A 24,894-nucleotide genomic window follows, 5' to 3' on the forward strand; every position below is an offset into this window, starting at 1 on the left:
CAGTTGTCTGCCTCATCAGTTACTACTGTAATATCGGCAGCTGGTACATCAGCAGCACACTGCACATCAATCGGTGCTGGGTTGCTCGCTGTTGGGTTAATCGTATCCGCAAGAAATGTTACTATAACTGTATCAATAGCTATACATCCTGAACCAGGATCAGTTACCGTCAAAGTATATGTTCCAGGACCATCTACTAAAGGCGTAGCTGTATTAGCTCCACTTACTATGTTTCCTGTTCCTGTTGTTGTCCATGCAAAAGTAGCTCCAGGAGTACTGCTGGTTCCCGCTAGATTTAAACTTGTAACTAAGCAATTAAGTTCTGCTGTTGCTCCTGCATCTGCATTTGGAGAAGTTCCAATAGTAATAGCAACATCATCACTATTATTTCCTGAATTATAATTAAACCCATCAGAATCAGTAATAGTTGCTGTATTTGTATAATTACCTGCCGTAGTTGCTGTCGCAACAATATTAAGCGTTTGACTTGCACCTGGTTCCAAATTTGATAATAACCAAACTCCAGTTCCTGGTGTGTAATTTCCAGAATCATCACTCACATAAGTAAATCCTGCAGGCAAAACATCTGTAACTTCTACCCCAGCGGCTGTACCAACACTGAATGCTGCTTGGTGATCAACTACTAATGTAAATTCAACATTCTCACCTATACATGGGTTACTGTCATTAACAGATTTGCTAATACCTAAATCGTAAAAAACAAGAGCAGCTCCTGCTTCATCTTGATCATCCTCAGAAGAAATTCCATTATTTGGCGTTGAATCTGGGTCAGAATTATATGACTCAAATACTTCAGCACTATTTATATAATATGAAGCTGGAGATAAACTAAACTCCACAAAAACATTTATTATCAAAGTCTCCGAGCTACCACTAGCCATGTCTGGAACGGTCCAAATACCAGTACCAGGAACATAAGCTCCTGCGCCAGTATCGCTTACCCAAGAATAACCTGATGGTAATAAGTCTTCTACTTTTACTCCAACCGATGTATCTGGCCCATCATTAAATATTTCAATGGTAAAGAACGTATTCGCGCCTGGAAAAGCAAATGAATTATCAATATTTTTTTCAAGCCTTAAATCAGAACTTAGTACTGGTGTTGTATATCCCCCGTCATTGATGATTTCATCAAAAGTCATATCAGCAGCATTACTATTTTCATTGCAAATTGCAATGTCAACACCCCCAATATTAATTCTTCTTCCCGCACTACAATTTGGATCTTCATCATCTGTATCCAAAAGTCCACCATCTTCAATAATCAAAATAAAAGGAGATGGAAATGATAAAATATGATTCTGTTTTCCACCACCTATCCAATCGATAAAACCATCTTTCTCTATGGTTACATTATTTGTATTCAAATATCTATCTGCAGGAATCTCAAGAACCTCTTCTTTAGACTCCAGTAATCCATTATCATCTCCAATCGTTAATGATCCAATACTATTCGTTACTGAAATATTAAGTAAAATGTCATTACCGCCTACTATATAAACATCATAAGCTCCCGCGGTTTGACCTGGATAAGTAGTTGCATTTTGCCATTCACTTCCTGAAGGTTGTGATGAATCATATATACTCCATGTGTTTACATTATTCCAATCTCCATCTTGCCTTGATCTGTAATCTCCATCATTCTGTGCAAAAACACTTATGGAAAAGAGAAATAGACCCAAAATCAGTAAGATTCGAAGGCCTTGAGAAGAATAATATGATTTCTTAGAGGATCTAAGTCTAAGGAAATCTACTTTTCTTTTGTTGTTAATTGTTAAATTATTCATCCGATTAGTATCGTTGTTGTTAAAGAATTTGGTATACGTAAAGCCTGATAACACAAATTCATCTTGTGAAATCAGGGGATTATTTTTCGATTTTTCAATGTTACCGATTCGGGAGGGGTCGGTTTTCATATCCTATGTCTTTTGTTATTGTTTGTATATCAACAACTTATCTCGAGGATATTATCATTAGCCTTATAAGAAGAGTTCATCCTTGTTAAGAAGATGTTAATAACTCGAGAAAATTGTTAATAGCGAAACGCTGCCAAATATTCTTTATTGCGTCTTTTTCCTGTTGCAGAAAAATTTTTTTTATTGTGTTAAAGGGTCACTTTTTTTTTTGAAAATTTTCCACGTCTAGATTTTAGCATATCTTTGCAATTATTTAGAATGAATCTAATTTGTTATGATACAAGTATCTGAAAAGGCCAAAATGAAGGCCATTGAATTAATGAGCGAGGATGGATATGACGCTTCAAAAGATTTCATAAGAGTAGGTGTAAAAAGCGGAGGCTGCTCTGGTTTGTCTTATGATCTTAGTTTTGATAATGAAGAAAAGGAGAACGATAAAATATTTGAGAATAATAATATCAAAATTATTGTTGATAAAAAAAGCTTCTTATACCTCGTAGGAACTGAGCTTGACTATTCCGGAGGCCTGAATGGAACCGGATTTGTCTTTAAAAATCCAAATGCAAATAGAACCTGTGGTTGTGGCGAAAGCTTCTCACTATAATATAATTTATTAATCTGAGATTATGAGTAAGTACACCGAGGATGATTTGAAAAAAGAACTCGAAACCAAAGAGTACGAATATGGTTTCTACACTGATATTGAATCTGAAACTTTTCCAAAAGGGCTGAATGAAGATATCATTGTGGCTATTTCCAAGAAGAAGAACGAACCCCAATGGATGACGGACTGGCGATTGGAAGCCTTTGAAGTTTGGAAGAACATGACAGAACCTGATTGGGCGAATGTCAATTATGAAAAACCTGATTTTCAAGGAATCAGCTACTATTCTGCCCCCAAACCTAAAAAGGAACTGGAAAGTTTAGACGAAGTGGACCCTGAATTATTAAAAACCTTTAATAAGCTGGGAATTTCTATTGATGAACAGAAAAGACTTTCAGGAGTCGCTATGGACATTGTGATTGATTCCGTATCGGTGGCCACCACCTTTAAAGAAACACTGGCTGAAAAAGGTATCATTTTCTGTCCTATAAGTGAAGCCATTCAGGACCATCCCGAATTGGTTAAGAAATACATAGGAAGTATTGTACCAAAAACGGATAATTTTTATGCGGCATTGAATTCTGCTGTTTTTACGGATGGTTCTTTTTGTTATATCCCAAAAGGTGTGAAATGTCCTATGGAATTGTCAACTTATTTTAGAATTAATGAAGGAGGGACTGGTCAGTTCGAAAGAACCTTGGTTATTGCTGATGAAGGAAGTTACGTAAGTTATTTAGAAGGATGTACCGCCCCTGCCAGAGATGAAAATCAATTACATGCGGCTGTTGTAGAACTAATTGCCTTAGATGATGCTGAAATAAAGTATTCAACCGTTCAAAACTGGTTTCCTGGAGATGCTGAAGGTAAAGGTGGTGTTTATAATTTTGTAACCAAAAGAGGTATTTGCCATAACAACTCAAAAATTTCATGGACACAGGTTGAAACAGGCAGTGCCGTTACCTGGAAATATCCAAGTTGTGTTTTAAAAGGGAACAATTCAGTAGGTGAATTTTACTCTATTGCAGTTACCAATCATTTTCAACAGGCTGATACAGGAACAAAAATGATCCACCTGGGGAAAAACACAAAAAGTACCATTATTTCAAAGGGAATCTCAGCAGGGAAATCTCAGAACTCATACCGAGGCCTTGTACAAGTAGGTTCCAGAGCCGAAAATGCTCGAAATTTTTCTCAATGTGACTCCTTGTTAATGGGGAATAAATGTGGTGCACATACCTTTCCTTATATCGAGGCCAAAAACAAATCAGCTCAAATAGAACATGAGGCAACTACAAGTAAAATTGGGGAAGATCAACTATTTTACTGTAATCAAAGAGGAATCGATACTGAAAAGGCCATTGCTTTGATTGTAAATGGTTTTAGTAAAGAGGTGCTCAACAAACTTCCTATGGAATTTGCTGTAGAGGCTCAGAAATTATTAGAGATATCCCTTGAAGGATCCGTCGGATAAATCATTTCATGACATTTAATTAGATAAAACGAATTAAACATATAGAGAACCGGTGAAAAAATACCGGATTTCGCAAAAAATAGAACAATGCTTAAAATAAATAATCTACACGCAGGTATAGAAGATAAAGAAATCTTAAGAGGGATTGATTTAGAAATCAACCCTGGAGAAGTTCATGCGATCATGGGACCAAATGGTTCAGGAAAAAGTACACTTTCTTCGGTTATTGCAGGTAATGAAACCTATGAAGTTATGGATGGTGATATTCAATTTCAAGATGAAAGCATTCTTGAATTAGCGCCAGACGAAAGAGCACATAAAGGAATCTTTATGTCTTTTCAGTATCCTGTTGAAATTCCTGGCGTAACGACTACCAATTTTGTGAAGACTGCGATCAACGCCAAAAGAAAAGCACAGGGACTTGAAGATTTGCCGGCAAAGGATATGTTGAAAAAGATCCGAGAAAAATCTGAGCTTTTAGAAATGGATAGAAAATTCCTTTCCAGATCTTTAAATGAAGGTTTTTCAGGAGGTGAAAAAAAGCGTAACGAAATTTTTCAAATGGCTATGTTAGAGCCAAGTCTGGCAATACTTGATGAGACAGATTCAGGTTTAGATATTGACGCTCTGAAAATAGTTGCCAACGGTGTAAATAAATTGAAAAGTGAAGACAATGCAGTGATTGTAATTACACATTACCAGCGTCTTTTAGATTATATCGTTCCCGATTATGTTCATGTATTACACAATGGAAGAATTGTAAAATCAGGAGGTAAGGAATTGGCCCATGAGCTGGAAGATAAAGGATACGATTGGTTGAAATAGGGATATTGATATGGATTTAAAAGAAAAATTAGTAACCTCTTTTATGGCCTTTGAGAACAGAGGCAATGTTGATCTGGATTCGAAAATTCACGGTCTCAGAACTGAGGCAATTGAACAATTTGAAAAAGAAGGATTTCCTGACAGAAAAAACGAGGAATGGAAATACACTTCTTTGAAGAGCTTAATTAACAATGATTATAGTGTTTTTCCGAAAGGAGATGCGACGGTTGAATTTAAAGAAGTAAAACAGTATTTCCTGCATGAAATCGAATCGTATAAAATTGTTTTTATCGATGGGGCATACAGTTCTTTTTTATCTGACACAACACATGAAGGTGTAGACATCTGTATTCTGTCCTCTGCTATTAAACAACCAAAATACAAAATGGTTGTTGACCATTATTTTGGAACTGTTGCTGCTAAAAATGATAGTCTTACCTCATTGAATACTGCTTTTTCCAAAGAAGGAGTATTTATAAATATTCCTAAAAATGTGGTGTTGCCAAAACCAATTCAGATCCTTCATTTTTCTACAGGAAATGAAAAAGAAATCATGCTGCAACCTAGAAATTTGATTGTGGTGGGCGAAAATTCACATGTGCAAATTTATGAAAGACATCAGAGTCTGAGTGATAATTCAGTGTTAACAAATGCTGTTACAGAGGTGTTTGCCCATAAAAGAGCCATCGTTGATATGTACAAAATTCAAAATGACAGAAAGACTTCTTCATTGATTGACAATGTATATGTACAACAAAAAGATAATAGTATTGTTTCAATAAACACCTATTCTTTTGGAGGTAAAATAACAAGAAATAATCTTGAATTTCATCAGGAAGGGGAACATATTACTTCGAACCTAAATGGAATTTCAGTAATTGGTGAAAAGCAACACGTCGACAACCATACACTGGTGCATCATAAGCAGGAAAATTGCGAAAGTCATGAATTGTATAAAGGAATTTACGATGACAGCGCTACAGGTGTGTTCAATGGAAAAGTAATTGTAGATAAACTGGCGCAAAAAACCAATGCTTATCAGCAAAATGATAACATTCTAATTGGAGATAAAGCAAGCATTAATGCAAAGCCGCAGCTGGAAATTTTCGCAGATGATGTGAGGTGCTCACATGGCTGCACCATTGGGCAGCTTGACAGCAGTGCTTTATTTTACCTGCAATCGAGAGGAATTCCTAAAAAAGAAGCTAAGGCGTTGATGCTTTTTGCTTTTTGTAATGATGTGGTCGAAAAAATTAAAATTCCAGGTTTAAAACCCCGAATTAACAAGATTCTGGCGCAAAAACTTGATGTAGAACTCGGAATGGACCTGTAGGTTTTTAGATAAGCCTTGCGTTCGTTTGCTCTATGGCCTTTTGATTCTTTGTATCAATCCATTTTTGACCCTTCATCCTCCGCATGATATTGTCTATGTTTCTCATAATAAAAACATTGTACAATGCCTGCGAAAGGTTTTTAGGATTTCTGGCTATCGAACGCATACTCATCGAAAAGCCCGGACTTATATAGCGCATATGATGCCAATAACCTTCTGGCATATACAATACATTTCCATGCTCTAAATTAGCTTTAAACCCTTTGGCTTTTTTAAGTGCCGGCCATTCATCAAAATTCGGATCGGAGAAATTAATGGATTCATGTGTAATTAAAGAATGAGGTACTTTATATAAATACCTCTTTTCCTTATAAGGAAAAAGAATACACTCTTTTTTACCCTGAAAATGAAAATGAAGAATGTTTGCCAAATCAATATCATGATGCATAAAAGTAAAGGAGTCCCGACCTCCAAAGAAAAGCATGGGCAGAGATTTCATTAAACGCAGTCCTATATCAGGAAAGTCAAAATCATTTTGCAGTTCAGGAGTTTCTTTGAGTACATTGTATAAAAAGATTCGATATCTGGTCGGTTCTTTTTGCAGTAAATCCAGATAGTCACTCATGCGCATCTTTCTGTGTGGTTGATTAAACCCATCCCTGTGGTCCACTGGACGGTCGTCATAAAGTGGTACGATCTTATCTCCTACCTTCTCTTTGAAATAATCAAAATTCCAGTTTTGAGTGGCAGGCCAATGATTCACCATTTCCTCAATCACCAATGGTTTTTGAGGTTTGACATAATGATTAAAAAAGTCCGCTTTAGAAATATTCTTAACCCTTTCAACCCGACTCAGATTTAATTTCGTTTTAGGCATGGGTTCATGAAATACTCGCGATGATTTCTTTTAAAAATTCATTGACATTAAAGGTTGGATCTCCGGTAAGACCGGTCCTGACAACAATCAGGTTCTGACTGGGGAAAATAAACACATACTGCCCCTTAAAGCCACTGCAGTAGTACATGTCTGCCGGGACATCCGGGAAATAAGCACCTGCATTCAACCAAAATTGTGCTCCATACCTTCCTTCTGAACTATTTGTAGGAGTTGCTACATATTTTACAAATGAACTATCCAAAACCTGTTCTCCGTTCCAATTCCCTTCATGTAAATACAGTAAACCAAATTTCGCCCAGTCTCTGGTGGTGGCCCAGGCGTAAGAAGATCCAACATAATTTCCAACCTGATCTACTTCAACTACAGCAGAATGCATTCCGATTTTATCCAGAAGCTCCGTATACCAGAAATCGAGATATTCCTGATGACTATTGAATTGTGCTCTTAAAAGAGGTCCTGACAACAAATTACTTGTTCCTGAAGAATAGTTCCAGGACTCATCAGGGGTCCCAGTCAAAGGTTTATCTATTTGCATGGCGCCCATATCTGCAGCCAGATACAGCATTTTAGTAACATCCGAAATATTAAAATAAGCCTCCTCCCATTCCAGACCACTATTCATTTCTAATAAATTTTGATAAGTAATGTCCTTTCTCTCATCAGCTTTCCATTGCTCCAATCCTGTTGTACCAGTCAAATCAAGACCTCGCTGCCTTTGCAACAAACCATAGATGGTACTGGTAAAACTTTTGGTCATGGACCATCCATGCATTAGAGATTCTTTATCGAATCCAGCTTCGTATTTTTCAGCAATAATCTGATCTTTATAAACCACCAATACAGAACGGGTTTGCTTTAATTGCTCTCCTTCCTTATCAAAAGCATTATCAACGGCACTTTCTAAATATTGATAATTTACCTCTTCAAATAAAGTATCTTTTTGTTGGAGTTTCCCATAAGGATACGGCATATTTAAAGATTGTTGGACTCGAATCGGAGCTATGACGCTGGTGAGTGCATCTTCATCCTTATTGACCAATACCGCTCCAACACCTTCGTAATAGATCGCTTTGCGTTTCATCAGGCCAAATAAAGACGACGTCACAGATTTCTCTTCTATGTTCACATCATAATCAGCAAGGCTAATAGGAAAGAAGCCATTGTCATATTCCATCAATGATGTTTGATCTCTTTCTGTCACAAAAATTCCTGACGCCATATTTTTACTCGAATATCCCGTAACAATATTTAAAGCGGGATAATAGATATATACAAGAATGGCAATTCCTGCCAAGAGTAAAAACAAAAAATACTTCAACCATTTTTTCATATTAAGTTTATTTAGGAGCCAAACAAAAATAGAGAAATTTTCAATTTAATTTTGAAGCGTTTACCGCTATACTGTCGTATATTTGTATTTTGAATGATTCTAAATAAGATATGTTCGACGTAAATAAAATTAGAGAGGATTTTCCAATTCTTAAAAGAGAAGTAAACGGAAAACCATTGGTTTATTTTGACAATGCTGCAACAAGTCAAAAGCCTCAAGTGATGATGGATGCTTTGGTTGATTACTATAGTAATTACAATGCCAATATCCATCGTGGTGTGCATACCTTAAGTCAGGAAGCCACAGAAGCTTACGAGGAAGCCCGGATAAAAATTCAGCGGCATTTTAATGCGAAAAAGTCGCATGAGATTATTTTAACTTCAGGAACAACTCATGGAATCAACATGGTAGCCAATGGATTCTCATATCTCTTAAAAGAGGGTGATGAAATAATTGTATCGGCACTGGAACATCATTCAAACATTGTTCCCTGGCAAATGTTATGCGAGAAGACCGGAGCGATTCTTAAAGTGATTCCAATGACACTTGAGGGCGAATTAGAAATGAATACCTATGATACCTTGCTTTCTTCAAAGACCAAATTGGTTTTTGTGAATCATGTATCAAATGCCTTGGGAACAATTAACCCTATAAAATCAATTATCGATAAAGCTCATTCCTATGGAGCTGCCATATTAATTGATGGTGCGCAGGCCACACCGCATATAAAGCCCGATGTTCAGGAGTTAAATTGTGATTTCTATACATGTTCTGCTCATAAACTTTGCGGACCTACAGGAGTAGGAATGATTTATGGAAAAGAGGAGTGGCTGCAAAAACTTCCGCCTTATCAGGGAGGAGGGGAAATGATTCGAGAAGTAAGTTTTGAGAAGACTACCTATGCTGATCTCCCTCATAAATTTGAAGCAGGTACGCCGAACATTGCCGGTGTTATCGGATTCGGGGTTGCCTTAGATTATATGAATAATATTGGTTTCGATACAATCGCCGCTTATGAAAATGAATTGCTCAGCTATGCTACTGAAAAATTAACTGCCTTCGATAACCTCATTATTTACGGTACCTCCAAGGAAAAAGCCGCGGTTATATCATTTAATATTGAGGGGATTCATCCTTATGACATAGGAAGCATTATTGATAAATTAGGAATTGCCGTGAGAACCGGGCATCATTGTGCGCAGCCCATTATGGACTACTATCAAATTCCTGGCACAATTCGTGCTTCGTTTTCTTTCTACAATACCAAAGAAGAAATTGATCTATTTTTAGCAGCTCTTGAAAGAGCCATAAACATGTTATCTTAAATTTTTAGTCATGAAATATTTTATTCTTTTTTTCACACTTGCCTGTACTTCTACCAGTGATTTACAGTCTAAAATGCTGATCGTTGCAGACCATGTTACAGATTGTGTTGGGGTTGGGCCTCAAACCTGTATGTTGGTAAAGGAATCTCCTGAAGATGAATGGACCTATTTTTATGATCAGATAGAAGGTTTCACTTTCGAACCCGGATATACTTATGAGTTGCTGGTCACAGAAATAAAAGTGGATAAACCTGCAGCCGATGCCTCGTCTATAAAATACATGCTAAAAGAAATAGTCTCAAAAGTAGCCACTGCTGTTCCTTCGGATCTTATGAAGGAATGGACGGTGCTAAAACTAAAAGGCCTGGATCAAATTTCTTCATCACCAACCATGACGTTTTACGAAGAAGATAATCGATTGGCTGGTTTTGCCGGTTGTAATAATTATTTTTCAACGTATGAGCTATCTGGAAAGGAAATACGATTTGAAAAAACTGGATCAACCAGAAAGCTTTGCCCTGATATGAGTTCAGAAGATTCATTTTTGAGTCTATTACCCAAAGTAGCACGATATGAAATTGTGAAAAAGGAATTGTATTTGTACGATCAAAATGATGAAGTTCTCATCATTGCCTTGTCAAATTAGAATTTTATTTCACCTGATGCTCCTTTTTTAGAAAGCTCAAACTCTTTATCGATATGTAGGTTTTCAGATTTAGCTGCGGCAACAGCTAATTGGTCACAACGCTCGTTTTGGGGATGGTCATTATGCCCTTTAACCCATTGAAATTTAACCTCATGTTTTTTATAGACTTTTAAGAATCTTTTCCACAGATCAGGATTTTTTTTGTCCTTAAAACCTTTTTTGACCCAATTAAAAACCCAGCCTTTCACTACGGCATCAATTACATATTTAGAATCTGAACATACCAACACCTGAACACCTTCTTTTTTTAATTGTTCGAGAGCAACGATTACCGCAAGTAACTCCATGCGATTGTTTGTCGTGAGTCTAAATCCTTCTGAAAATTCCTTTACATACGGTTTACCGACCCATTCCATAATGATGCCATAACCTCCTTTACCCGGGTTTCCACTGCAGGCTCCATCTGTATAAACGTTTACCCTCATTTGGTTTGGAGTAAATTTTCGATTACCTGAGGAAAGTTTTCCTGTTCAAGTTGGTGAATTTTTGCTGCCACATCATGTGGTGTATCTTCTGTGGTCAGGGCAACTGCCTTCTGAAAAATAACGGCTCCTTCATCGTAATTTTCGTTCACATAATGAATGGTTATTCCGGATTCTGATTCCATATTGTCAACGACGGCTTTATGCACATGCATCCCATACATTCCCTTTCCACCATATTTTGGTAGAAGAGCGGGGTGTATGTTTATAATACGATCAGGAAACAATCGCAGCATTTCATCGGGTATTTTTAATAAAAATCCTGCCAACACTATGAAGTCGGCATTTTTATTCAAAAACTCAAGAAAAGCCGTGGTTGCCATCTCCGCTTTTGAAAATAGCTTCGTATCGATTCCCAATCGATCTGCTCTTTCAATGACGCCGGCCTTTGGGTTGTTAGTAACAACATATGTCACCTTCGCCACCCTGCTATTGGTAAAATAATCGATAATGTTTTCGGCATTTGTACCTGAGCCGGAGGCAAAAATAATGATCCTTTGCATAATTCAAGGTTTATTCAATGAAAACAAAAAAAAGCATAATAATCAAATTGGAAAAAGAAAAATGAAAGTATTTATACTTTTCGTTTTGTTTAATTTTTTTTACTTTTTATCGATTAGAACTTAAAATATATTATTTTTGCAGCAATATTTAAATTTAAAATTAAAAAATTATGTCAGACATTGCATCAAGAGTTAAAGCTATTATCGTTGATAAATTAGGAGTGGACGAGAATGAAGTTACTAATGAGGCTAACTTTACCAACGACTTAGGAGCGGATTCATTAGATACAGTTGAGTTAATTATGGAATTTGAAAAAGAATTTGATATCCAGATTCCAGACGACCAAGCAGAAAACATCGGTACTGTTGGTCAGGCAATTAGCTATATTGAAGAAGCTAAATAAATTTATACTTTACTTATAAAATTACGAGCTTTTCCTGATGGGAAAGAGCTCGTAATTTCTTGTTTTTATTAACAAAAACTTCAAAGATGGAATTAAAACGGGTAGTAGTAACAGGCTTGGGAGCTTTGACTCCTATAGGAAATTCTGTTGAAGAATACTGGGAAGGACTGACGAACGGTGTTAGCGGTGCTGCTCCCATTACCTATTTTGATGCTTCAAAATTCAAGACTCAATTTGCGTGTGAATTGAAAAACTTCGTGGCTACTGATCACTTTGACAGAAAAGAAGCTCGAAAAATGGACAGGTTCACTCAATACGCAATGGTAGTATCCGATGAGGCAATTGCTGATTCAGGCCTGGATCTGGAAAAAGAAGATACCTCACGAATAGGGGTGATTTGGGGTGCCGGTATCGGTGGTCTCGAAACTTTTCAGAACGAAGTGCTTAATTATGCCAGAGGTGATGGTTCTCCACGTTTTAACCCATTTTTTATTCCAAAAATGATCGCAGATATTGCTCCTGGGCAAATCTCAATCAAACATAACCTGCAAGGTCCAAACTTTACAACAGTTTCAGCCTGTGCATCTTCTGCAAATTCTATTATTGATTCATTGAATTATATTCGATTGGGTCAGGCAGATGTATTAGTAACAGGAGGATCAGAAGCGGCAGTAACCATTGCGGGCATGGGCGGATTTAACGCCATGCATGCTTTATCTACCAGAAATGATGATCCAAAAACTGCTTCTCGTCCTTTTGATAAAGAGCGAGACGGATTTGTTCTAGGTGAAGGAGCCGGTGCTTTGGTACTGGAAGAATTAGAACATGCCAAAGCAAGAGGAGCTAAAATCTATGCTGAAGTAATAGGAGGCGGACTTTCTGCTGATGCTCATCATATTACTGCACCACATCCAGAAGGAAGAGGCGCTAAAAATGTGATGTTGAATTGCTTGAAAAATGCTGATATTTCTCCAGAAGAAGTGGATGCTGTTAACATGCATGGTACCTCAACTCCTTTAGGTGATGTTGCTGAACTAAAAGCAATTCAAAGTGTTTTTGGTGACAATGCATACAACCTTAATATCAATTCGACCAAATCTATGACAGGTCATTTGCTCGGTGCCGCCGGTGCTATCGAAGCCATCGCTTCTATCCTGTCAATTAACCATGGTGTTGTACCTCCAACCATTAATCATTTCACTGATGATGATCAAATTGACCCTAAATTAAACCTCACGTTTAATACGGCTCAAAAAAGAGATGTCAAGGTGGCAATGAGTAACACATTCGGATTCGGAGGTCATAATGCTTGTATCTTATTTAGGAAATTCGAAGACTAGTACTTAATGAATCTAATTCGCAAAATAACAAATTCTCATTCTGCCAAGGATGAAGAATTTATTATGGAGATGAAAAAGATTTTAGGTTACAAACCGAAAAAAGTTGATTTTTATAAAGAAGCATTTACCCACAGTTCACTAAAAAAAGTGACTAGCAAGGGTAATCCTAAAAATTATGAACGCTTAGAATTTTTAGGCGATGCGATCCTTGGGGCAGTTATTGCCAACTACTTATTTAAAAAAATTCCTGCCGGGGATGAAGGCTACCTCACTCAAATGCGATCCAAAATTGTGAGTAGAGAGCACCTGAATGAATTAGGAAAAGATCTAGACCTGATTCATTTTGTCAAAAGCTCGGTCCCAAACACAAATTTTGGTGATAATATACACGGCAATCTATTTGAGGCATTGATTGGCGCGATTCATTCAGACAGGGGCTATGCCTTTACTGAAAAATTTATTTACAGATTCGTTATTGAACCCTATGTTGATATAGAAAGACTTGAAGGAAAAATCACGAGCTATAAGAGTGTTTTAATCGAATGGAGTCAAAAAAATAAGAAGAGAATCAAATATAATGTGTACGAAGATACCGGAAATGATACCTTAAAACATTTTAGTGTAAAACTTCTGGTAGATCAGGATTTGGTTTCAAAAGGTCGTGCAACCTCAAAAAAGAAGGCTGAAGAAATAGCATCCAAACGAGCTTACTACAAATTAAAAGCACAAATAGAGGCTTGATTTATTCCTTATTTTACGCTACTTGTAGCCTTCTAAATCGATTTCGTAGAAAATTAAGTTGTTATATCAAAAGTATCTTTATTTTTGCAAACAGATTTGTCTCAATCCAACTATAGTGTCAAAAATTCATTGTATTGATTTTGAATACGATCATGACTATGCTCTGATTGGTATTCATTCTATTCTTGCAGATTATAGAATGGCTTTTTTTTTAAACGACCATTTAGATATACAATTGAGAAGATTTAAGGAAGATCTTGATTTTAAATTCAAGAATTGCAGTTTTCCGCTTTATAAATTTGAAGACGAAACGGCATTCACATCATGGTCCCTAATTGCGAACAAACACGTTTTTACACAAGACGTAAGTCAGGGAGGAAGTATTTTATTCCCCGAAGAAACTAAAATTTCTTACCTGATCCCGGAAAAAAAACGGATTGATTATTTTATAAAAATCAATGGGTTAAGAGATGATACAGCGTTGAGTAAGACATTGGTAAGAATCAATAAAATAAATAATATAATAGCCTCATATGCTATTGACCCTATGGATTTGAAATCAAGGGATAATTTAATTTTTTAAAGAATGAAAACAAGAAAAAAAACGAAGATAGTTGCCACCTTAGGACCAGCGGTATCAACCAAGGAGAAAATCAAGGAATTAATGATTGCAGGTGTCAATGTATTCAGAGTGAATTTTTCTCATGCTGACTATGAAGACGTCAAAACAAAAATCAAATATATCCGTGAATTAAATAAGGAAAACAACTACAATGTTGCTGTTCTTGCCGATCTTCAGGGTCCAAAACTTCGTGTTGGAGTTATGGAAGATGGTGTGCATTTAAATGAGGGTGACGAATTTACGTTTACTACAGAAAAATGTACAGGTACCAAGGAGAAAGCTTTTATGACCTACCAGAATTTCCCGAAGGATGTTGAAAAAGGGGAGAATATTCTGATCGATGACGGAAAACTTTTGTTTGAAGTAATTGATACGGATCGTGACTCTACCGTGATCGCTAAGGTTTTAAGAGGCGGAAGTCTGAAATCTAAAAAAGGGGTGAACCTTCCAAATACGAATATTTCTTTACCTGCTCTTACAGAAAAAGACATTAAAGATGCCAAATTTGCCATTGAGCAAGAAGTTGATTGGATGGCCTTATCATTTGTGCGTACGCCAGAAGATTTGGTAAAACTTAGCGACCTGATCAAAGAAAAGTCAAGCTATAAAATTCCTATAATTGCAAAAATAGAAAAGCCTGAAGCTATTAATAATATCAATCACCTGACTTCTTATTGTGATGGTATCATGGTAGCCAGGGGAGATTTAGGTGTTGAAATACCAATGCAGAAAGTACCTATCATTCAGAAAATGTTAGTGCGTAAAGCGAAGGAAGCCAGAATACCGGTAATTATTGCTACTCAAATGATGGAGTCGATGATTACAAGCCAGATTCCTACCAGAGCCGAAGTGAATGACGTGGCCAATTCAATTATGGATGGTGCTGATGCGGTAATGCTTTCAGGAGAAACATCCGTGGGAGAATATCCAGCAGACGTGATCAAAGCCATGAGAAGTATCATTGTAAGTGTTGAAGATTCTGAGTTGATCGAAGGATATGTTCAAGGTGTGAATTGCATCAATGAGAGATATATTTCTAAAGCAGTTTGTAGCAATGCCGCAAAACTGGCTGATGAAATTGAGGCAGCTGCTATCACCACTTTAACCAATAGTGGATATACAGCATTTCAGATTTCAGCAAGAAGACCAAAATCGAATATTCTTGCCTTTTCCGATAACCCTAGAATTTTAGCCCAGCTAAACCTTTTATGGGGCGTGAAAGCGCAATATTATGATAGAATGGTCAGTACCGATGAAACTGTTGAAGATTTGAACAGAATAACATTGGAAAGAAATTACGCCAAAAAAGGAGACTTTGTCATCAACCTGACTTCAATGCCGGTTCATGATAAAGGGATGGTAAATACCTTGAGAGTTTCTCAAATTTAAGGAGCATACATTCAATCTTCAATCAAGCGAATTCCATCTTCAACAAGATGCTGAATGGAAGTATTTTGATAGGCATTTTTTAAATGGGATTGAACATGTTGAGTAAACGCTTTATCAGTTCCTCTCTTTAAAAGCTCAAATATCTCCAGAACCAATAACCAGTCATTCGGGTAGTTCTCCACGAGCTGCCCGAATATTTTTTTTATCCTTTCGACGTCGATATTGTCCGATTGTCTCATTGTTCGCACCTCCTGATAAAGTGTAAACAAATCCAATTCTTTTGATTTGTATGTTATTTTATGTGTTTTCTCTCTTGGAACTTCAAATTGTTGTCCATAAGAATTAGGATCCGCAATTCCCGAAAATGCTGAAATGACGGTCTCTCCTACTGCCATATCATAAATTCCCCAAGAAGGATGAAACAAAATAGAGTCACGGTGACTCACTGTACAGTTCTTAAATGAAATCAAAATAATTTTTCCTTGCAGGTTTCTTTTACCGGTAATAATCTCACCTTCCACTTTTACTCCTCCATCAAAGATTAAACTTGTTTTTCTTCCTTCGTAGATTCCATAGGCCTCCAAATCTGTGGGAGACATATTTTCTATAGGCAGATTAATTCCTTTTAATTTTCCTATGGGAGATCCAAACCCATCCTTATGGTAATTCTTATCATGACCTATCAGCTCCTTATTTTTGTAAGCCAGCGCAGTTGGTCCTGATGTTTTAAAATAAATGGGGCGATTCTTATCATCAAAGATGACCTCAGTGAATTTTCCTGAAATCTGTATCCCGGTTCCTAATTCAACCGTTCCCAGATCATTTGACTGTATCAATTTTTTAATCCCCTGAAGGCCTCCCGTTCTTAATGACATGGTATTTGCATACTCTTCGAGTACAAAACTCAAATGTGCAAAATCTTTGGTTACAAACAACTGAGGTTGCGGCTTAGTAATATCAAATTCAACCTTTGAGGCCGCTATCGTATAAGGTAATTTCTTTACCTCCTCGCTCATGCACCATTTGCTCTCACCTATGGAAGATAAAAGCCCCGCACCATAAATTTTCGGCTTATCAATACTGCCAATCAAACCGTACTCCACTGTCCACCAATGCATATTTCTAATACCCGCCATCTCACTGGGTGCTCCCATGTTTTCAGAAAGGTGTTTTATTTGTTCCGCTGCTTCTTCAATCTCATTTTTCTTTGTAGAAGGATCCTCTTTAATAATTGACAGGTGCCTGATGGCCTCATATAATTCAAAATCCTTTGCTGAGGAAATCGCCTTGGAACCAATTTCTCCGAAACGTCTCAAATATTCAGCATACTCAGGATTGGCAATAATAGGTGCATGCCCCGCCGCTTCATGGATAATATCAGGAGCCGGTGTATATTCAATATGTTCAATGGTCCGGATATCTGATGCAATCACCAAAGTATTAAAAGCCTGGAATTCCATAAAGGCATTTGGTGGAATAAAACCATCTACCGAAACAGCCGCCCAACCTATTTCTTTTAATATCCTGTTCATGCCCTCCATCCGAGGTATTTCTTCAATAGATATTCCTGCCTTTTCCAGGCCCGGAATATAGGATTCATGAGCCTTGGTCTTCAGATAATCCATATTCTTCCTCATCACATATCTCCAAACAGCTTGATTTTGTGCAGTATAAGAATCATAAGGCTGCTTCAGAATAAAATCGCGCAAGTGATATGGAAGTTTGTCCAACACACTATTTGAAAGATAATCTCTACTCATAGAATGCTTTTTATGTAAAGTTATATAAATTTAAACTCTCCATTTTTTTAAGGCATTCTCAAACCTTTTAAATCAACCTTGTCACTTTCACAGTAATAACAATTCAATCCTTAATTAATCATTGTATTTCAAGGCTCAGGACAACTAATTCCTAAAACAAAAACCTAATTTGCTATTCTTATTTTTTTTATCTCCTATTCGTAAAAGTGTATCCATCCTTTTTCCGGAATAAAAGCCCTTTAATTTCATTTCATAAACCTTATTTTTAGCTAAATTAGCCGAAGACCAAGAATCATTTCTGCTCCATGTTGAAATTCACACTTCTTATTTGCTTTTTAGGATGTATGTTTTGCTCCTGCAAGTCAGTTACTATTGTTGACAAACCGATTGTTTTTGATCAGGAACGGGAAGCATTAAGTCTTGAGTACATGTCAAAACGATACGGGCTTGAAAAAGATAAAGCTATCATTTCTCCAAAAATGATTGTAGTACATTGGACAGCAATTCCCAGTCTTGAGCAATCATATAATGCATTTAAAGATAGTCGTTTACCGGGTAGTCGAGCAGATATTACCAGTGCCAGCTCTCTAAATGTCTCAGCGCAGTTTCTTGTTGATCAGGATGGCAGTATTTACAGGTTGCTTCCGGAAAGAACGATGGCCAGACATGTCATTGGACTAAACCATTGTGCCATAGGCATCGAAAATGTGGGTGGAACAGCAGACAAACCTTTGACCAAGAAACAATTGAAATCCAACATTAAACTGATCAAATACCTCAAAAAGAAATATCCAGATATCGATTATCTCATAGGCCATTATGAATACACCTTATTTGAAGGGCATCCATTATGGCTCGAAATTGACGAAAAGTATCGAACAAAAAAAACGGATCCCGGAGAAACTTTTATGGAAGGACTGAGAGCGGCAACCACCACATCGAATTGGGAAGAAATACCTGTTAAAAACTAAACTATGACAAAATATCTTTTGCTGTTACTACTGCCCTTATTGAGCTATTCTCAGCGTCAAACCCTTGATCAGCAATTATTTTCATCTTATGAAGACTATAAAGAAGCTTCTCTGGACAAAAGAAGATTCAAACACCAGGACATTCAACCATTAATTGATTCTCTTGAAACTAAAAACGAGTTCGAAATTACACTTTTAGGAGAATCCATTCAAGGTCGAAGTATTAAAATGATCAGCCTAGGTGAAGGTGACATTGATGTGCTATTATGGTCACAGATGCATGGCGATGAGTCAACTGCCACCATGGCCATGTTTGATATTTTAAATTACGTGCAAAAACACAAAACAATCTTAAAAAACCTGCGGGTACATATGATTCCTATGCTAAATCCTGACGGTGCTGAAGTTTTTTCTAGGCGAAATGCCATCGGTATAGATATCAATCGAGATGCCCTAAGATTACAATCTCCAGAATCGATATTGCTCAAAAATACAAGAGATAGCCTGAAGGCAGATTTTGGTTTCAATCTGCATGATCAAAGTAAATATTACAATGCCCAGAAAACAGCAAAACCTGCTACCATTTCGTTCTTGGCGCCTGCCTATAATTTTGAAAAAGACATCAATCAAACCCGCGGTGATGCCATGCGCATTATTGCACATATGAATAAAATCATTCAACGATATGCCAAAGGACAAGTGGGAAGATATTCCGACGAATTTGAACCGAGAGCTTTTGGTGACAACATGCAAAAATGGGGTACAAGTACCATACTGATTGAATCAGGCGGTCAGTTTGATGATCCTGAAAAACAGTTTATCCGCAAACTAAATTACGTAAGCATATTGTCCGCCTTGGAAAGTATCTCAACAAAAGGCTATGAATCATCTACATTAGATCAGTATTTATCCATCCCCAGAAATGATCGGAAACTATATGATCTTAAAATTGAACGATTAAAATTTTCCTATTTAGGTTTAGATTTCGAAGTGGATCTGGGCATTAATCATTACGAAATTGAAAACAATGATCACAGTCAGTTTTTCTACCTTGGAAAAATCGTTGATGTTGGGGATTTATCAACTCATCATGGATATGAAACCTTAAATGCCGAAGGCTACGAATACAAAGTGGGAGAAACCTATCCTAAAATACTAGATGATTTTGAAGCGTTTAGAAATCTGGATTTTGCCGATTTATTAAAGCAAGGTTATACCTCTGTGAGCATTAGTAATATGCCAAGCGAAATCAAATTCACTCCGATGCCAATGAATATTATTGATGTAGAGAAAATAATGATCCCAAAAAGTAATTCGATTCCTGACTCACCCGTAAAGCTTGGTTCAGATGCTACTTTTTTACTCAAAAAAAATGAGGCTGTTGTTTATGCTGTGATCAATGGTTTTGTCTACTATTTGAGTGAGAATAAAAACGGGGTTAAAAACGGAGTTGTAAAATAGCATGATGTCTTGCAGATGTAATCTGACATATCTTTTATGTTTCACGGTTCTGTTATTCATAGTATCTCCATCTATTTGGGGTCAAACGTATCAAGGAAAAGTGCTGAGTGCTGAGAATAAATTGGAACTTCAGCACGCTCAAATTCTTGACAGTCTCAACGGATTGCTGGAAATGACAGACCAGTATGGTGAATTTACACTTACAAAATCAGGCAAGTTTACCTGCGTCAAGGAAGGATATTACCCCAAAACATTCACCGTCAATTCTACAGGACTGACAATTATTGAACTCGAAGAAGAGCCTTTCTCCCTTTCTGAGGTTGTGATAAAAACAGATAACTTTCAAAGCGAACTTAGAAAAATTTCAGCCTCCATAGCTGTGATACCCACGACGCAGATCAAAAGCAATAATGGCGTTAATATTGCGCCCATATTGAATACTGTTCCGGGAGTTTATATGCATAACGGCACGCTAAATACCAATCGAATTACCATTAGAGGTATTGGCTCAAGAAACTTGTTTGGGACCAGCAAGATACGGGCTTATTATGGAGATATCCCGCTGACAAATGGCTCAGGTGAAACAAGTATAGAAGACATTGAATTAGATGGTATCGCAAGAATGGAAATTCTCAAGGGTCCATCCTCCAGTTTATATGGAGCAGGTCTTGGCGGCACCATTCAGCTCATTCCAGACAAAGGTACATTTGATCGTTATTCGCTTTCATCTGCCTATACGTTTGGATCTTTTGGCTTGCAAAAATTCTTGTTGAACACGAATCTGGCCAATAAAACAAACGCCGCTAAAGTTAGCTATTCAAATACGAAGAGTGATGGGTACAGAGACAATAACGAATTAGATCGTCAAACCTTAACTTTGGCATCCAACCACTACCTAAATGAGAAAAACAATCTTCATATACTCGCTAATTTCATAAGCCTAAAGGCCTATATACCCAGTTCTCTAAATGAAGAAGATTATCAAAATGAACCGACTAAAGCAGCTTTCACCTGGGCCCAATCCAAAGGGTTTGAAGATTATGACAAATATTTACTAGGGCTTTCCTGGCAACATCGATTCAATGAGAATTCTCAACAGATCAGCAGTATTTTTGGGAGCCTCTTAGATTCATACGAGGCAAGACCATTCAATATTCTGGAGCAGAACACGAGGTCTTTAGGATTGAGAACAAGGTTTATCAATCAAAAACTACTGTTTCAAAAGAAACTCCAATGGACATTGGGATTAGAGTTATTCAATGATATAAATAACATGAAGACTTTCGAAAACCTTTACAGAGATTTTCCACCTGGCACCGGAAGCGTACAAGGAGATGAACTGAGTAATTTCGAAGAAAACAGACAGTATTACAACCTCTTTTTTGAAGCCAAATACGCTTTGGCTAAAAACCTTTTGGTAGATTTCGGTCTGAATCTAAATCAAACTTCCTATCAAATCGAAGATCGGTTTAATGATGATGACGAAAATCAATCCGGGAACTATGGCTTTGACCCTATTTTGTCTCCAAAGCTGGGTTTAAATTATCAGCTGGGGAAACATTCTATGATCTATGCCACTGTTAGCCATGGTTTTTCTCCGCCTAAACTGGAAGAAACCTTGTTGCCTGATGGTTTGATTAATAACGACATTCAGCCTGAAACCGGATGGAATTATGAAATTGGAAGTCGCGGAAAAATCATACAAAATATCTTTAGTTATGAGGTCGCTATCTATCTGATGGATATTGATAATTTACTGGTCGCCAGAAGGACAGGAGATGATCAATTTATTGGAGTAAATGCCGGAAAAACAACTCATAAAGGGCTGGAAATCGGACTTAATTATTTCTTAATCAACAAACCTTCTGTTCAGTTAAGTCATTCAAACTCATTTAGCTTACATCACTATACCTTTGATGATTTTAAAGATGTAGATAATGACTATTCCGGAAATGACCTTACAGGTGTTCCTGATAAAACTTTCTTCTCTCAACTGCTCTTAAACAGCAAAACGGGCTTTTACACCTATTTAAACTACCAGTATATAGGTGAAATTCCTTTAAGGGATGACAACAGTATCTATGCAGACAGCTATCAAATAGTCAATTTAAAAACTGGTTTCAAAAAAATGATCTCGACACATTTTCAACTTGACCTGTATGTTGGTCTGAACAATATTTTTGATGAAAAATATGCCTCAATGCTTCTTATAAATGCTGGTAGTTTTGGCAACAATCCTCCTCGCTATTATTACCCGGGAGAACCTAGAAATTATTTCGCCGGCCTGAATCTTTCTTATACTTTCTAAAAAATTGTACCTTTAAAATCTAAACGAATTCAAAATGAAAAAAATCAGCTTCCTCATTATATGTTTGTCATTTTCAATGATTCAATGCCAGAAGAACAATGAATTTACAAGCGAAAACAACTTCAGTTATAAGGCGGAAACGGTAGTTGATGGTATTGAAATTGGTTGGGGTCTGGAATTCCTGCCAGATGGATCTATACTCATTGCTGAGCAGGAAGGTGCCTTAATCCTTTTTAAGGATGGAAAAAAAACCAACATAAAGAACGTTCCAGAGGTCGTATACAAAAACCAGGGAGGCCTGTTGGATTTAAAACTTCATCCTGATTACGCCACCAATGGCTGGCTTTATTTTTCGTATTCGGCCAATACAGAAAATGATGATGAGGGAGCGAATACAGCCATAATGAGAGCCAAAATAGTAGATGGTTCATTGGTTGACAAAGAAATGATATACAAAGCAACGCCAAATACTAAAAAGGGGCAGCATTTTGGGTCTCGAATAGAATTTGACAGAGACGGATATCTGTACTTTTCCATCGGAGACAGAGGAAACAGAGATAATAACCCTCAAGATGTTAAAAGGGATGGAGGTAAAATATACAGACTCAATGACGATGGATCAATTCCCTCTGACAATCCATTTGTTTCAACAGCGGGTGCCAAGGCCGCTGTGTACTCTTATGGTCATAGAAATCCTCAAGGAATGGCAATGAATCCTCAAACAGGAAAAATATGGGTACATGAACACGGGCCTCAAGGTGGGGATGAAATAAACATCATTCATTCAGGAAAAAACTATGGTTGGCCTTTAATTACCTATGGAGTAAACTATAACGATTCTGTTATTACAGAAAACACTTCCTTGCCAGGTATGGAGCAGCCCTTGCATTATTGGGTGCCGTCAATCGCCCCCAGCGGAATGACATTTATAACAACAGATAATTATCCTGGATGGGAAAATCAATTACTTGTTGGATCCCTTAAATTCAAATATTTAAATCTTGTCAAGCTTCAAAACGGAAAAGTTATAAGTGAAGAAAAATTAATGGAAGATATGGGTCGGGTAAGAACCGTAAAAATTGGCCCGGATGGATATATTTATGCTTCTATAGAACAACTCGGAATTGTAAAACTTGTTAGCAATTAGGTTTTAGGTCCTTTTAAAAATCGCTAACTAATAATTTTTCCATATTGTATTCTGAATACCCTGAATTCAATTGATTTTTAAGCTTTATTTTGTATTTATTTCTAGCCCAAAATCTATTTGTTCACTATCTTTGCCTTTGAATTTTTCAAACGCAAAAAGCCATGGACAAAAAAGTTATTTTAATCATATTAGACGGATGGGGAGAAACACAAAACCCCAATGTTTCTGCAATTTACAAGGCAAAGACTCCTTATTTCGATTCATTAATTAATAATTACCCAAACGCAAGTTTGCGGACCGATGGTTTGAACGTTGGACTTCCTGAAGGTCAAATGGGAAATTCAGAAGTTGGTCATATGAATCTGGGGGCAGGAAGAATTGTTTATCAGGATTTTGTTAAAATTAACAATGCAGTGGCAGATGGTTCAATCGCCAAAGAAAAAGTTGTTTCGGATGCATTTAAATATGCCAAAGAAAATGGTAAAAAGGTTCATTTTTTAGGCCTGCTGTCCGATGGAGGAGTTCATTCTCATATCGACCATCTTAAAGGGCTCTTACATGCTGCTGATGATTATGGCTTAAAGGACGTATTTGTTCACGCCTTTACCGATGGAAGAGATGTAGATCCTAAATCAGGATTAGGTTTTGCCAAGGAAATAGAAGAATCTATGGCTGGTTCTACCGGTAAACTGGCAAGTATCTGTGGACGTTATTACGCGATGGACAGAGATCAACGCTGGGAACGGGTAAAACTGTCTTATGATGTCATGGTAAACGGTATAGGTGAAAAATCTACGGATGCCGCTGCAAGTATTCAAAAAAGTTATGACAAGGGAGTTACCGATGAGTTTATACAACCCATCGTGATGACAGATGCTCAAGGAGATCCTGTCGGCAACATCGAAGCCGATGATGTGATTATCTTTTTCAACTTTAGAACCGATAGAGGAAGACAACTGACAAGAGCTCTTACTCAAGAGAATTTTGAAGAGTTTGACATGCATACCCTGCCATTGTACTATGTTACGATGACAAATTATGATGATTCTTATGAAAAAGTTTCTGTAATATACCCAAAAGATAATCTGACAGAGACGCTGGGAGAAATCCTGGAAAATAACAATAAAAAACAGATCCGAATTGCTGAAACTGAGAAGTATCCTCATGTTACTTTCTTTTTCTCCGGAGGACGTGAAAAGGAATTCAATGGAGAGAAAAGATTACTTTGTCCTTCACCAAAAGTAGCTACCTATGATTTAAAACCAGAGATGAGTGCTTTTGACATTCGTGATGCCATCCTCCCAGAATTAAAAGCAGGAGAAGCAGATTTTATATGT

Annotated in this window: 21 protein-coding genes and 1 pseudogene; 16 read left to right on the forward strand and 6 right to left on the reverse strand. The window is 37.0% G+C overall.

Annotated features, from left to right (window positions below):
• Positions 1–1,937 (reverse strand): annotated as a pseudogene (locus tag ACR2MV_RS03395) (hypothetical protein); the annotation flags it as partial.
• 274 nt (positions 1,938–2,211) lie between these two features.
• On the opposite strand from ACR2MV_RS03395, the gene ACR2MV_RS03400 reads away from it, so the two are divergent.
• From ACR2MV_RS03400 to sufD, 4 genes are all read left to right on the forward strand, one after another.
• Complete coding sequence (locus tag ACR2MV_RS03400) at positions 2,212–2,541, forward strand: HesB/IscA family protein (RefSeq protein ID WP_434020493.1); 330 nt, start codon at positions 2,212–2,214, stop codon at positions 2,539–2,541.
• A gap of 22 nt (positions 2,542–2,563) precedes the next feature.
• Positions 2,564–4,012 carry a Fe-S cluster assembly protein SufB gene (gene sufB, locus ACR2MV_RS03405; RefSeq protein WP_434020494.1) on the forward strand — a complete coding sequence of 483 codons (1,449 nt, stop codon included), beginning with the start codon at positions 2,564–2,566 and terminating at the stop codon, positions 4,010–4,012.
• A gap of 87 nt (positions 4,013–4,099) precedes the next feature.
• Positions 4,100–4,837 carry a Fe-S cluster assembly ATPase SufC gene (gene sufC, locus ACR2MV_RS03410; protein ID WP_434020495.1) on the forward strand — a complete coding sequence of 246 codons (738 nt, stop codon included), beginning with the start codon at positions 4,100–4,102 and terminating at the stop codon, positions 4,835–4,837.
• 10 nt (positions 4,838–4,847) lie between these two features.
• Positions 4,848–6,170, forward strand: coding sequence for a Fe-S cluster assembly protein SufD (sufD, locus tag ACR2MV_RS03415; protein WP_434020496.1), 1,323 nt, complete (start codon positions 4,848–4,850; stop codon positions 6,168–6,170).
• Positions 6,171–6,174: 4 nt separating this feature from the next.
• Here the strand turns inward: sufD and ACR2MV_RS03420 are convergent, their stop codons facing one another.
• Both ACR2MV_RS03420 and ACR2MV_RS03425 read right to left on the reverse strand, forming a co-directional pair.
• Positions 6,175–7,047 (reverse strand): cupin-like domain-containing protein, encoded by an 873-nt coding sequence (locus tag ACR2MV_RS03420; RefSeq protein ID WP_434020497.1) that lies wholly within the window; start codon positions 7,045–7,047, stop codon positions 6,175–6,177.
• A gap of 4 nt (positions 7,048–7,051) precedes the next feature.
• The gene (locus ACR2MV_RS03425) at positions 7,052–8,398 is read right to left on the reverse strand and encodes a serine hydrolase domain-containing protein (protein WP_434020498.1); all 1,347 of its coding nucleotides are present in this window, start codon (positions 8,396–8,398) and stop codon (positions 7,052–7,054) included.
• Positions 8,399–8,508: 110 nt separating this feature from the next.
• Between ACR2MV_RS03425 and ACR2MV_RS03430 the strand changes: the two genes are divergently transcribed.
• On the forward strand, positions 8,509–9,723 hold the full coding sequence (locus tag ACR2MV_RS03430) for an aminotransferase class V-fold PLP-dependent enzyme (protein ID WP_434020499.1): 1,215 nt from the start codon (positions 8,509–8,511) through the stop codon (positions 9,721–9,723).
• Between the two features lie 10 nt (positions 9,724–9,733).
• Positions 9,734–10,369 carry a DUF4377 domain-containing protein gene (locus ACR2MV_RS03435; RefSeq protein ID WP_434020500.1) on the forward strand — a complete coding sequence of 212 codons (636 nt, stop codon included), beginning with the start codon at positions 9,734–9,736 and terminating at the stop codon, positions 10,367–10,369.
• Here the strand turns inward: ACR2MV_RS03435 and rnhA are convergent.
• Both rnhA and ACR2MV_RS03445 read right to left on the reverse strand, forming a co-directional pair.
• The gene (rnhA, locus tag ACR2MV_RS03440; RefSeq protein ID WP_434020501.1) at positions 10,366–10,854 is read right to left on the reverse strand and encodes a ribonuclease HI; all 489 of its coding nucleotides are present in this window, start codon (positions 10,852–10,854) and stop codon (positions 10,366–10,368) included. The genes ACR2MV_RS03435 and rnhA overlap by 4 nt on opposite strands.
• Complete coding sequence (locus ACR2MV_RS03445; protein ID WP_434020502.1) at positions 10,851–11,414, reverse strand: phosphoribosylglycinamide formyltransferase; 564 nt, start codon at positions 11,412–11,414, stop codon at positions 10,851–10,853. The genes rnhA and ACR2MV_RS03445 overlap by 4 nt, the downstream gene beginning before the upstream one ends.
• Before the next feature lie 170 nt (positions 11,415–11,584).
• Between ACR2MV_RS03445 and ACR2MV_RS03450 the strand changes: the two genes are divergently transcribed.
• The 5 genes from ACR2MV_RS03450 to pyk all read left to right on the forward strand — a co-directional run bounded on the left by ACR2MV_RS03450 (position 11,585) and on the right by pyk (position 15,910).
• A complete protein-coding gene (locus tag ACR2MV_RS03450) occupies positions 11,585–11,818 on the forward strand; it encodes an acyl carrier protein (RefSeq protein ID WP_224930148.1) in 234 nt (77 codons plus the stop codon).
• Positions 11,819–11,904: 86 nt separating this feature from the next.
• Positions 11,905–13,158 carry a beta-ketoacyl-ACP synthase II gene (gene fabF, locus ACR2MV_RS03455; RefSeq protein WP_434020503.1) on the forward strand — a complete coding sequence of 418 codons (1,254 nt, stop codon included), beginning with the start codon at positions 11,905–11,907 and terminating at the stop codon, positions 13,156–13,158.
• A 6-nt stretch (positions 13,159–13,164) separates the two neighbouring features.
• Positions 13,165–13,899 carry a ribonuclease III gene (gene rnc / locus ACR2MV_RS03460; protein WP_434020504.1) on the forward strand — a complete coding sequence of 245 codons (735 nt, stop codon included), beginning with the start codon at positions 13,165–13,167 and terminating at the stop codon, positions 13,897–13,899.
• A gap of 115 nt (positions 13,900–14,014) precedes the next feature.
• On the forward strand, positions 14,015–14,482 hold the full coding sequence (locus tag ACR2MV_RS03465) for an IPExxxVDY family protein (protein ID WP_434020505.1): 468 nt from the start codon (positions 14,015–14,017) through the stop codon (positions 14,480–14,482).
• A 3-nt stretch (positions 14,483–14,485) separates the two neighbouring features.
• On the forward strand, positions 14,486–15,910 hold the full coding sequence (gene pyk, locus ACR2MV_RS03470) for a pyruvate kinase (protein WP_434020506.1): 1,425 nt from the start codon (positions 14,486–14,488) through the stop codon (positions 15,908–15,910).
• An 11-nt stretch (positions 15,911–15,921) separates the two neighbouring features.
• Here pyk and ACR2MV_RS03475 read toward each other — a convergent pair whose 3' ends face one another.
• On the reverse strand, positions 15,922–17,670 hold the full coding sequence (locus ACR2MV_RS03475; RefSeq protein WP_434020507.1) for an aromatic amino acid hydroxylase: 1,749 nt from the start codon (positions 17,668–17,670) through the stop codon (positions 15,922–15,924).
• A 305-nt stretch (positions 17,671–17,975) separates the two neighbouring features.
• Between ACR2MV_RS03475 and ACR2MV_RS03480 the strand changes: the two genes are divergently transcribed.
• From ACR2MV_RS03480 to gpmI, 5 genes are all read left to right on the forward strand, one after another.
• A complete protein-coding gene (locus ACR2MV_RS03480) occupies positions 17,976–18,641 on the forward strand; it encodes a peptidoglycan recognition protein family protein (RefSeq protein ID WP_434020508.1) in 666 nt (221 codons plus the stop codon).
• Between the two features lie 3 nt (positions 18,642–18,644).
• Complete coding sequence (locus ACR2MV_RS03485) at positions 18,645–20,102, forward strand: M14 family zinc carboxypeptidase (RefSeq protein WP_434020509.1); 1,458 nt, start codon at positions 18,645–18,647, stop codon at positions 20,100–20,102.
• 4 nt (positions 20,103–20,106) lie between these two features.
• Entirely contained in the window at positions 20,107–22,410 is a 2,304-nt protein-coding gene (locus ACR2MV_RS03490) for a TonB-dependent receptor (RefSeq protein ID WP_434020510.1), read from the forward strand.
• 34 nt (positions 22,411–22,444) lie between these two features.
• Positions 22,445–23,557, forward strand: coding sequence for a PQQ-dependent sugar dehydrogenase (locus tag ACR2MV_RS03495; RefSeq protein WP_434020511.1), 1,113 nt, complete (start codon positions 22,445–22,447; stop codon positions 23,555–23,557).
• Between the two features lie 161 nt (positions 23,558–23,718).
• Positions 23,719–24,894, forward strand: a 1,176-nt coding sequence (gpmI, locus tag ACR2MV_RS03500) for a 2,3-bisphosphoglycerate-independent phosphoglycerate mutase (protein ID WP_434020512.1), incomplete at its 3' end; no start/stop codon positions are given.

This window comes from Lutimonas sp. (assembly GCF_051011215.1).
In the GTDB taxonomy this organism is placed as follows: Bacteria; Bacteroidota; Bacteroidia; order Flavobacteriales; family Flavobacteriaceae; genus Lutimonas.

Coding starts and splice junctions, on each gene's coding strand:
- ACR2MV_RS03490 (WP_434020510.1), top strand. CDS start 20,107: ATGTCTTGCAGATGTAATCTGACATATCTTTTATGTTTCACGGTTCTG.
- ACR2MV_RS03450 (WP_224930148.1), top strand. CDS start 11,585: ATGTCAGACATTGCATCAAGAGTTAAAGCTATTATCGTTGATAAATTA.
- sufB (WP_434020494.1), top strand. CDS start 2,564: ATGAGTAAGTACACCGAGGATGATTTGAAAAAAGAACTCGAAACCAAA.
- ACR2MV_RS03475 (WP_434020507.1), bottom strand. CDS start 17,670: ATGAGTAGAGATTATCTTTCAAATAGTGTGTTGGACAAACTTCCATAT.
- fabF (WP_434020503.1), top strand. CDS start 11,905: ATGGAATTAAAACGGGTAGTAGTAACAGGCTTGGGAGCTTTGACTCCT.
- ACR2MV_RS03400 (WP_434020493.1), top strand. CDS start 2,212: ATGATACAAGTATCTGAAAAGGCCAAAATGAAGGCCATTGAATTAATG.
- ACR2MV_RS03420 (WP_434020497.1), bottom strand. CDS start 7,047: ATGCCTAAAACGAAATTAAATCTGAGTCGGGTTGAAAGGGTTAAGAAT.
- ACR2MV_RS03495 (WP_434020511.1), top strand. CDS start 22,445: ATGAAAAAAATCAGCTTCCTCATTATATGTTTGTCATTTTCAATGATT.
- pyk (WP_434020506.1), top strand. CDS start 14,486: ATGAAAACAAGAAAAAAAACGAAGATAGTTGCCACCTTAGGACCAGCG.
- ACR2MV_RS03445 (WP_434020502.1), bottom strand. CDS start 11,414: ATGCAAAGGATCATTATTTTTGCCTCCGGCTCAGGTACAAATGCCGAA.
- ACR2MV_RS03480 (WP_434020508.1), top strand. CDS start 17,976: ATGTTGAAATTCACACTTCTTATTTGCTTTTTAGGATGTATGTTTTGC.
- ACR2MV_RS03430 (WP_434020499.1), top strand. CDS start 8,509: ATGTTCGACGTAAATAAAATTAGAGAGGATTTTCCAATTCTTAAAAGA.
- rnc (WP_434020504.1), top strand. CDS start 13,165: ATGAATCTAATTCGCAAAATAACAAATTCTCATTCTGCCAAGGATGAA.
- rnhA (WP_434020501.1), bottom strand. CDS start 10,854: ATGAGGGTAAACGTTTATACAGATGGAGCCTGCAGTGGAAACCCGGGT.
- ACR2MV_RS03435 (WP_434020500.1), top strand. CDS start 9,734: ATGAAATATTTTATTCTTTTTTTCACACTTGCCTGTACTTCTACCAGT.
- ACR2MV_RS03425 (WP_434020498.1), bottom strand. CDS start 8,398: ATGAAAAAATGGTTGAAGTATTTTTTGTTTTTACTCTTGGCAGGAATT.
- sufD (WP_434020496.1), top strand. CDS start 4,848: ATGGATTTAAAAGAAAAATTAGTAACCTCTTTTATGGCCTTTGAGAAC.
- ACR2MV_RS03485 (WP_434020509.1), top strand. CDS start 18,645: ATGACAAAATATCTTTTGCTGTTACTACTGCCCTTATTGAGCTATTCT.
- sufC (WP_434020495.1), top strand. CDS start 4,100: ATGCTTAAAATAAATAATCTACACGCAGGTATAGAAGATAAAGAAATC.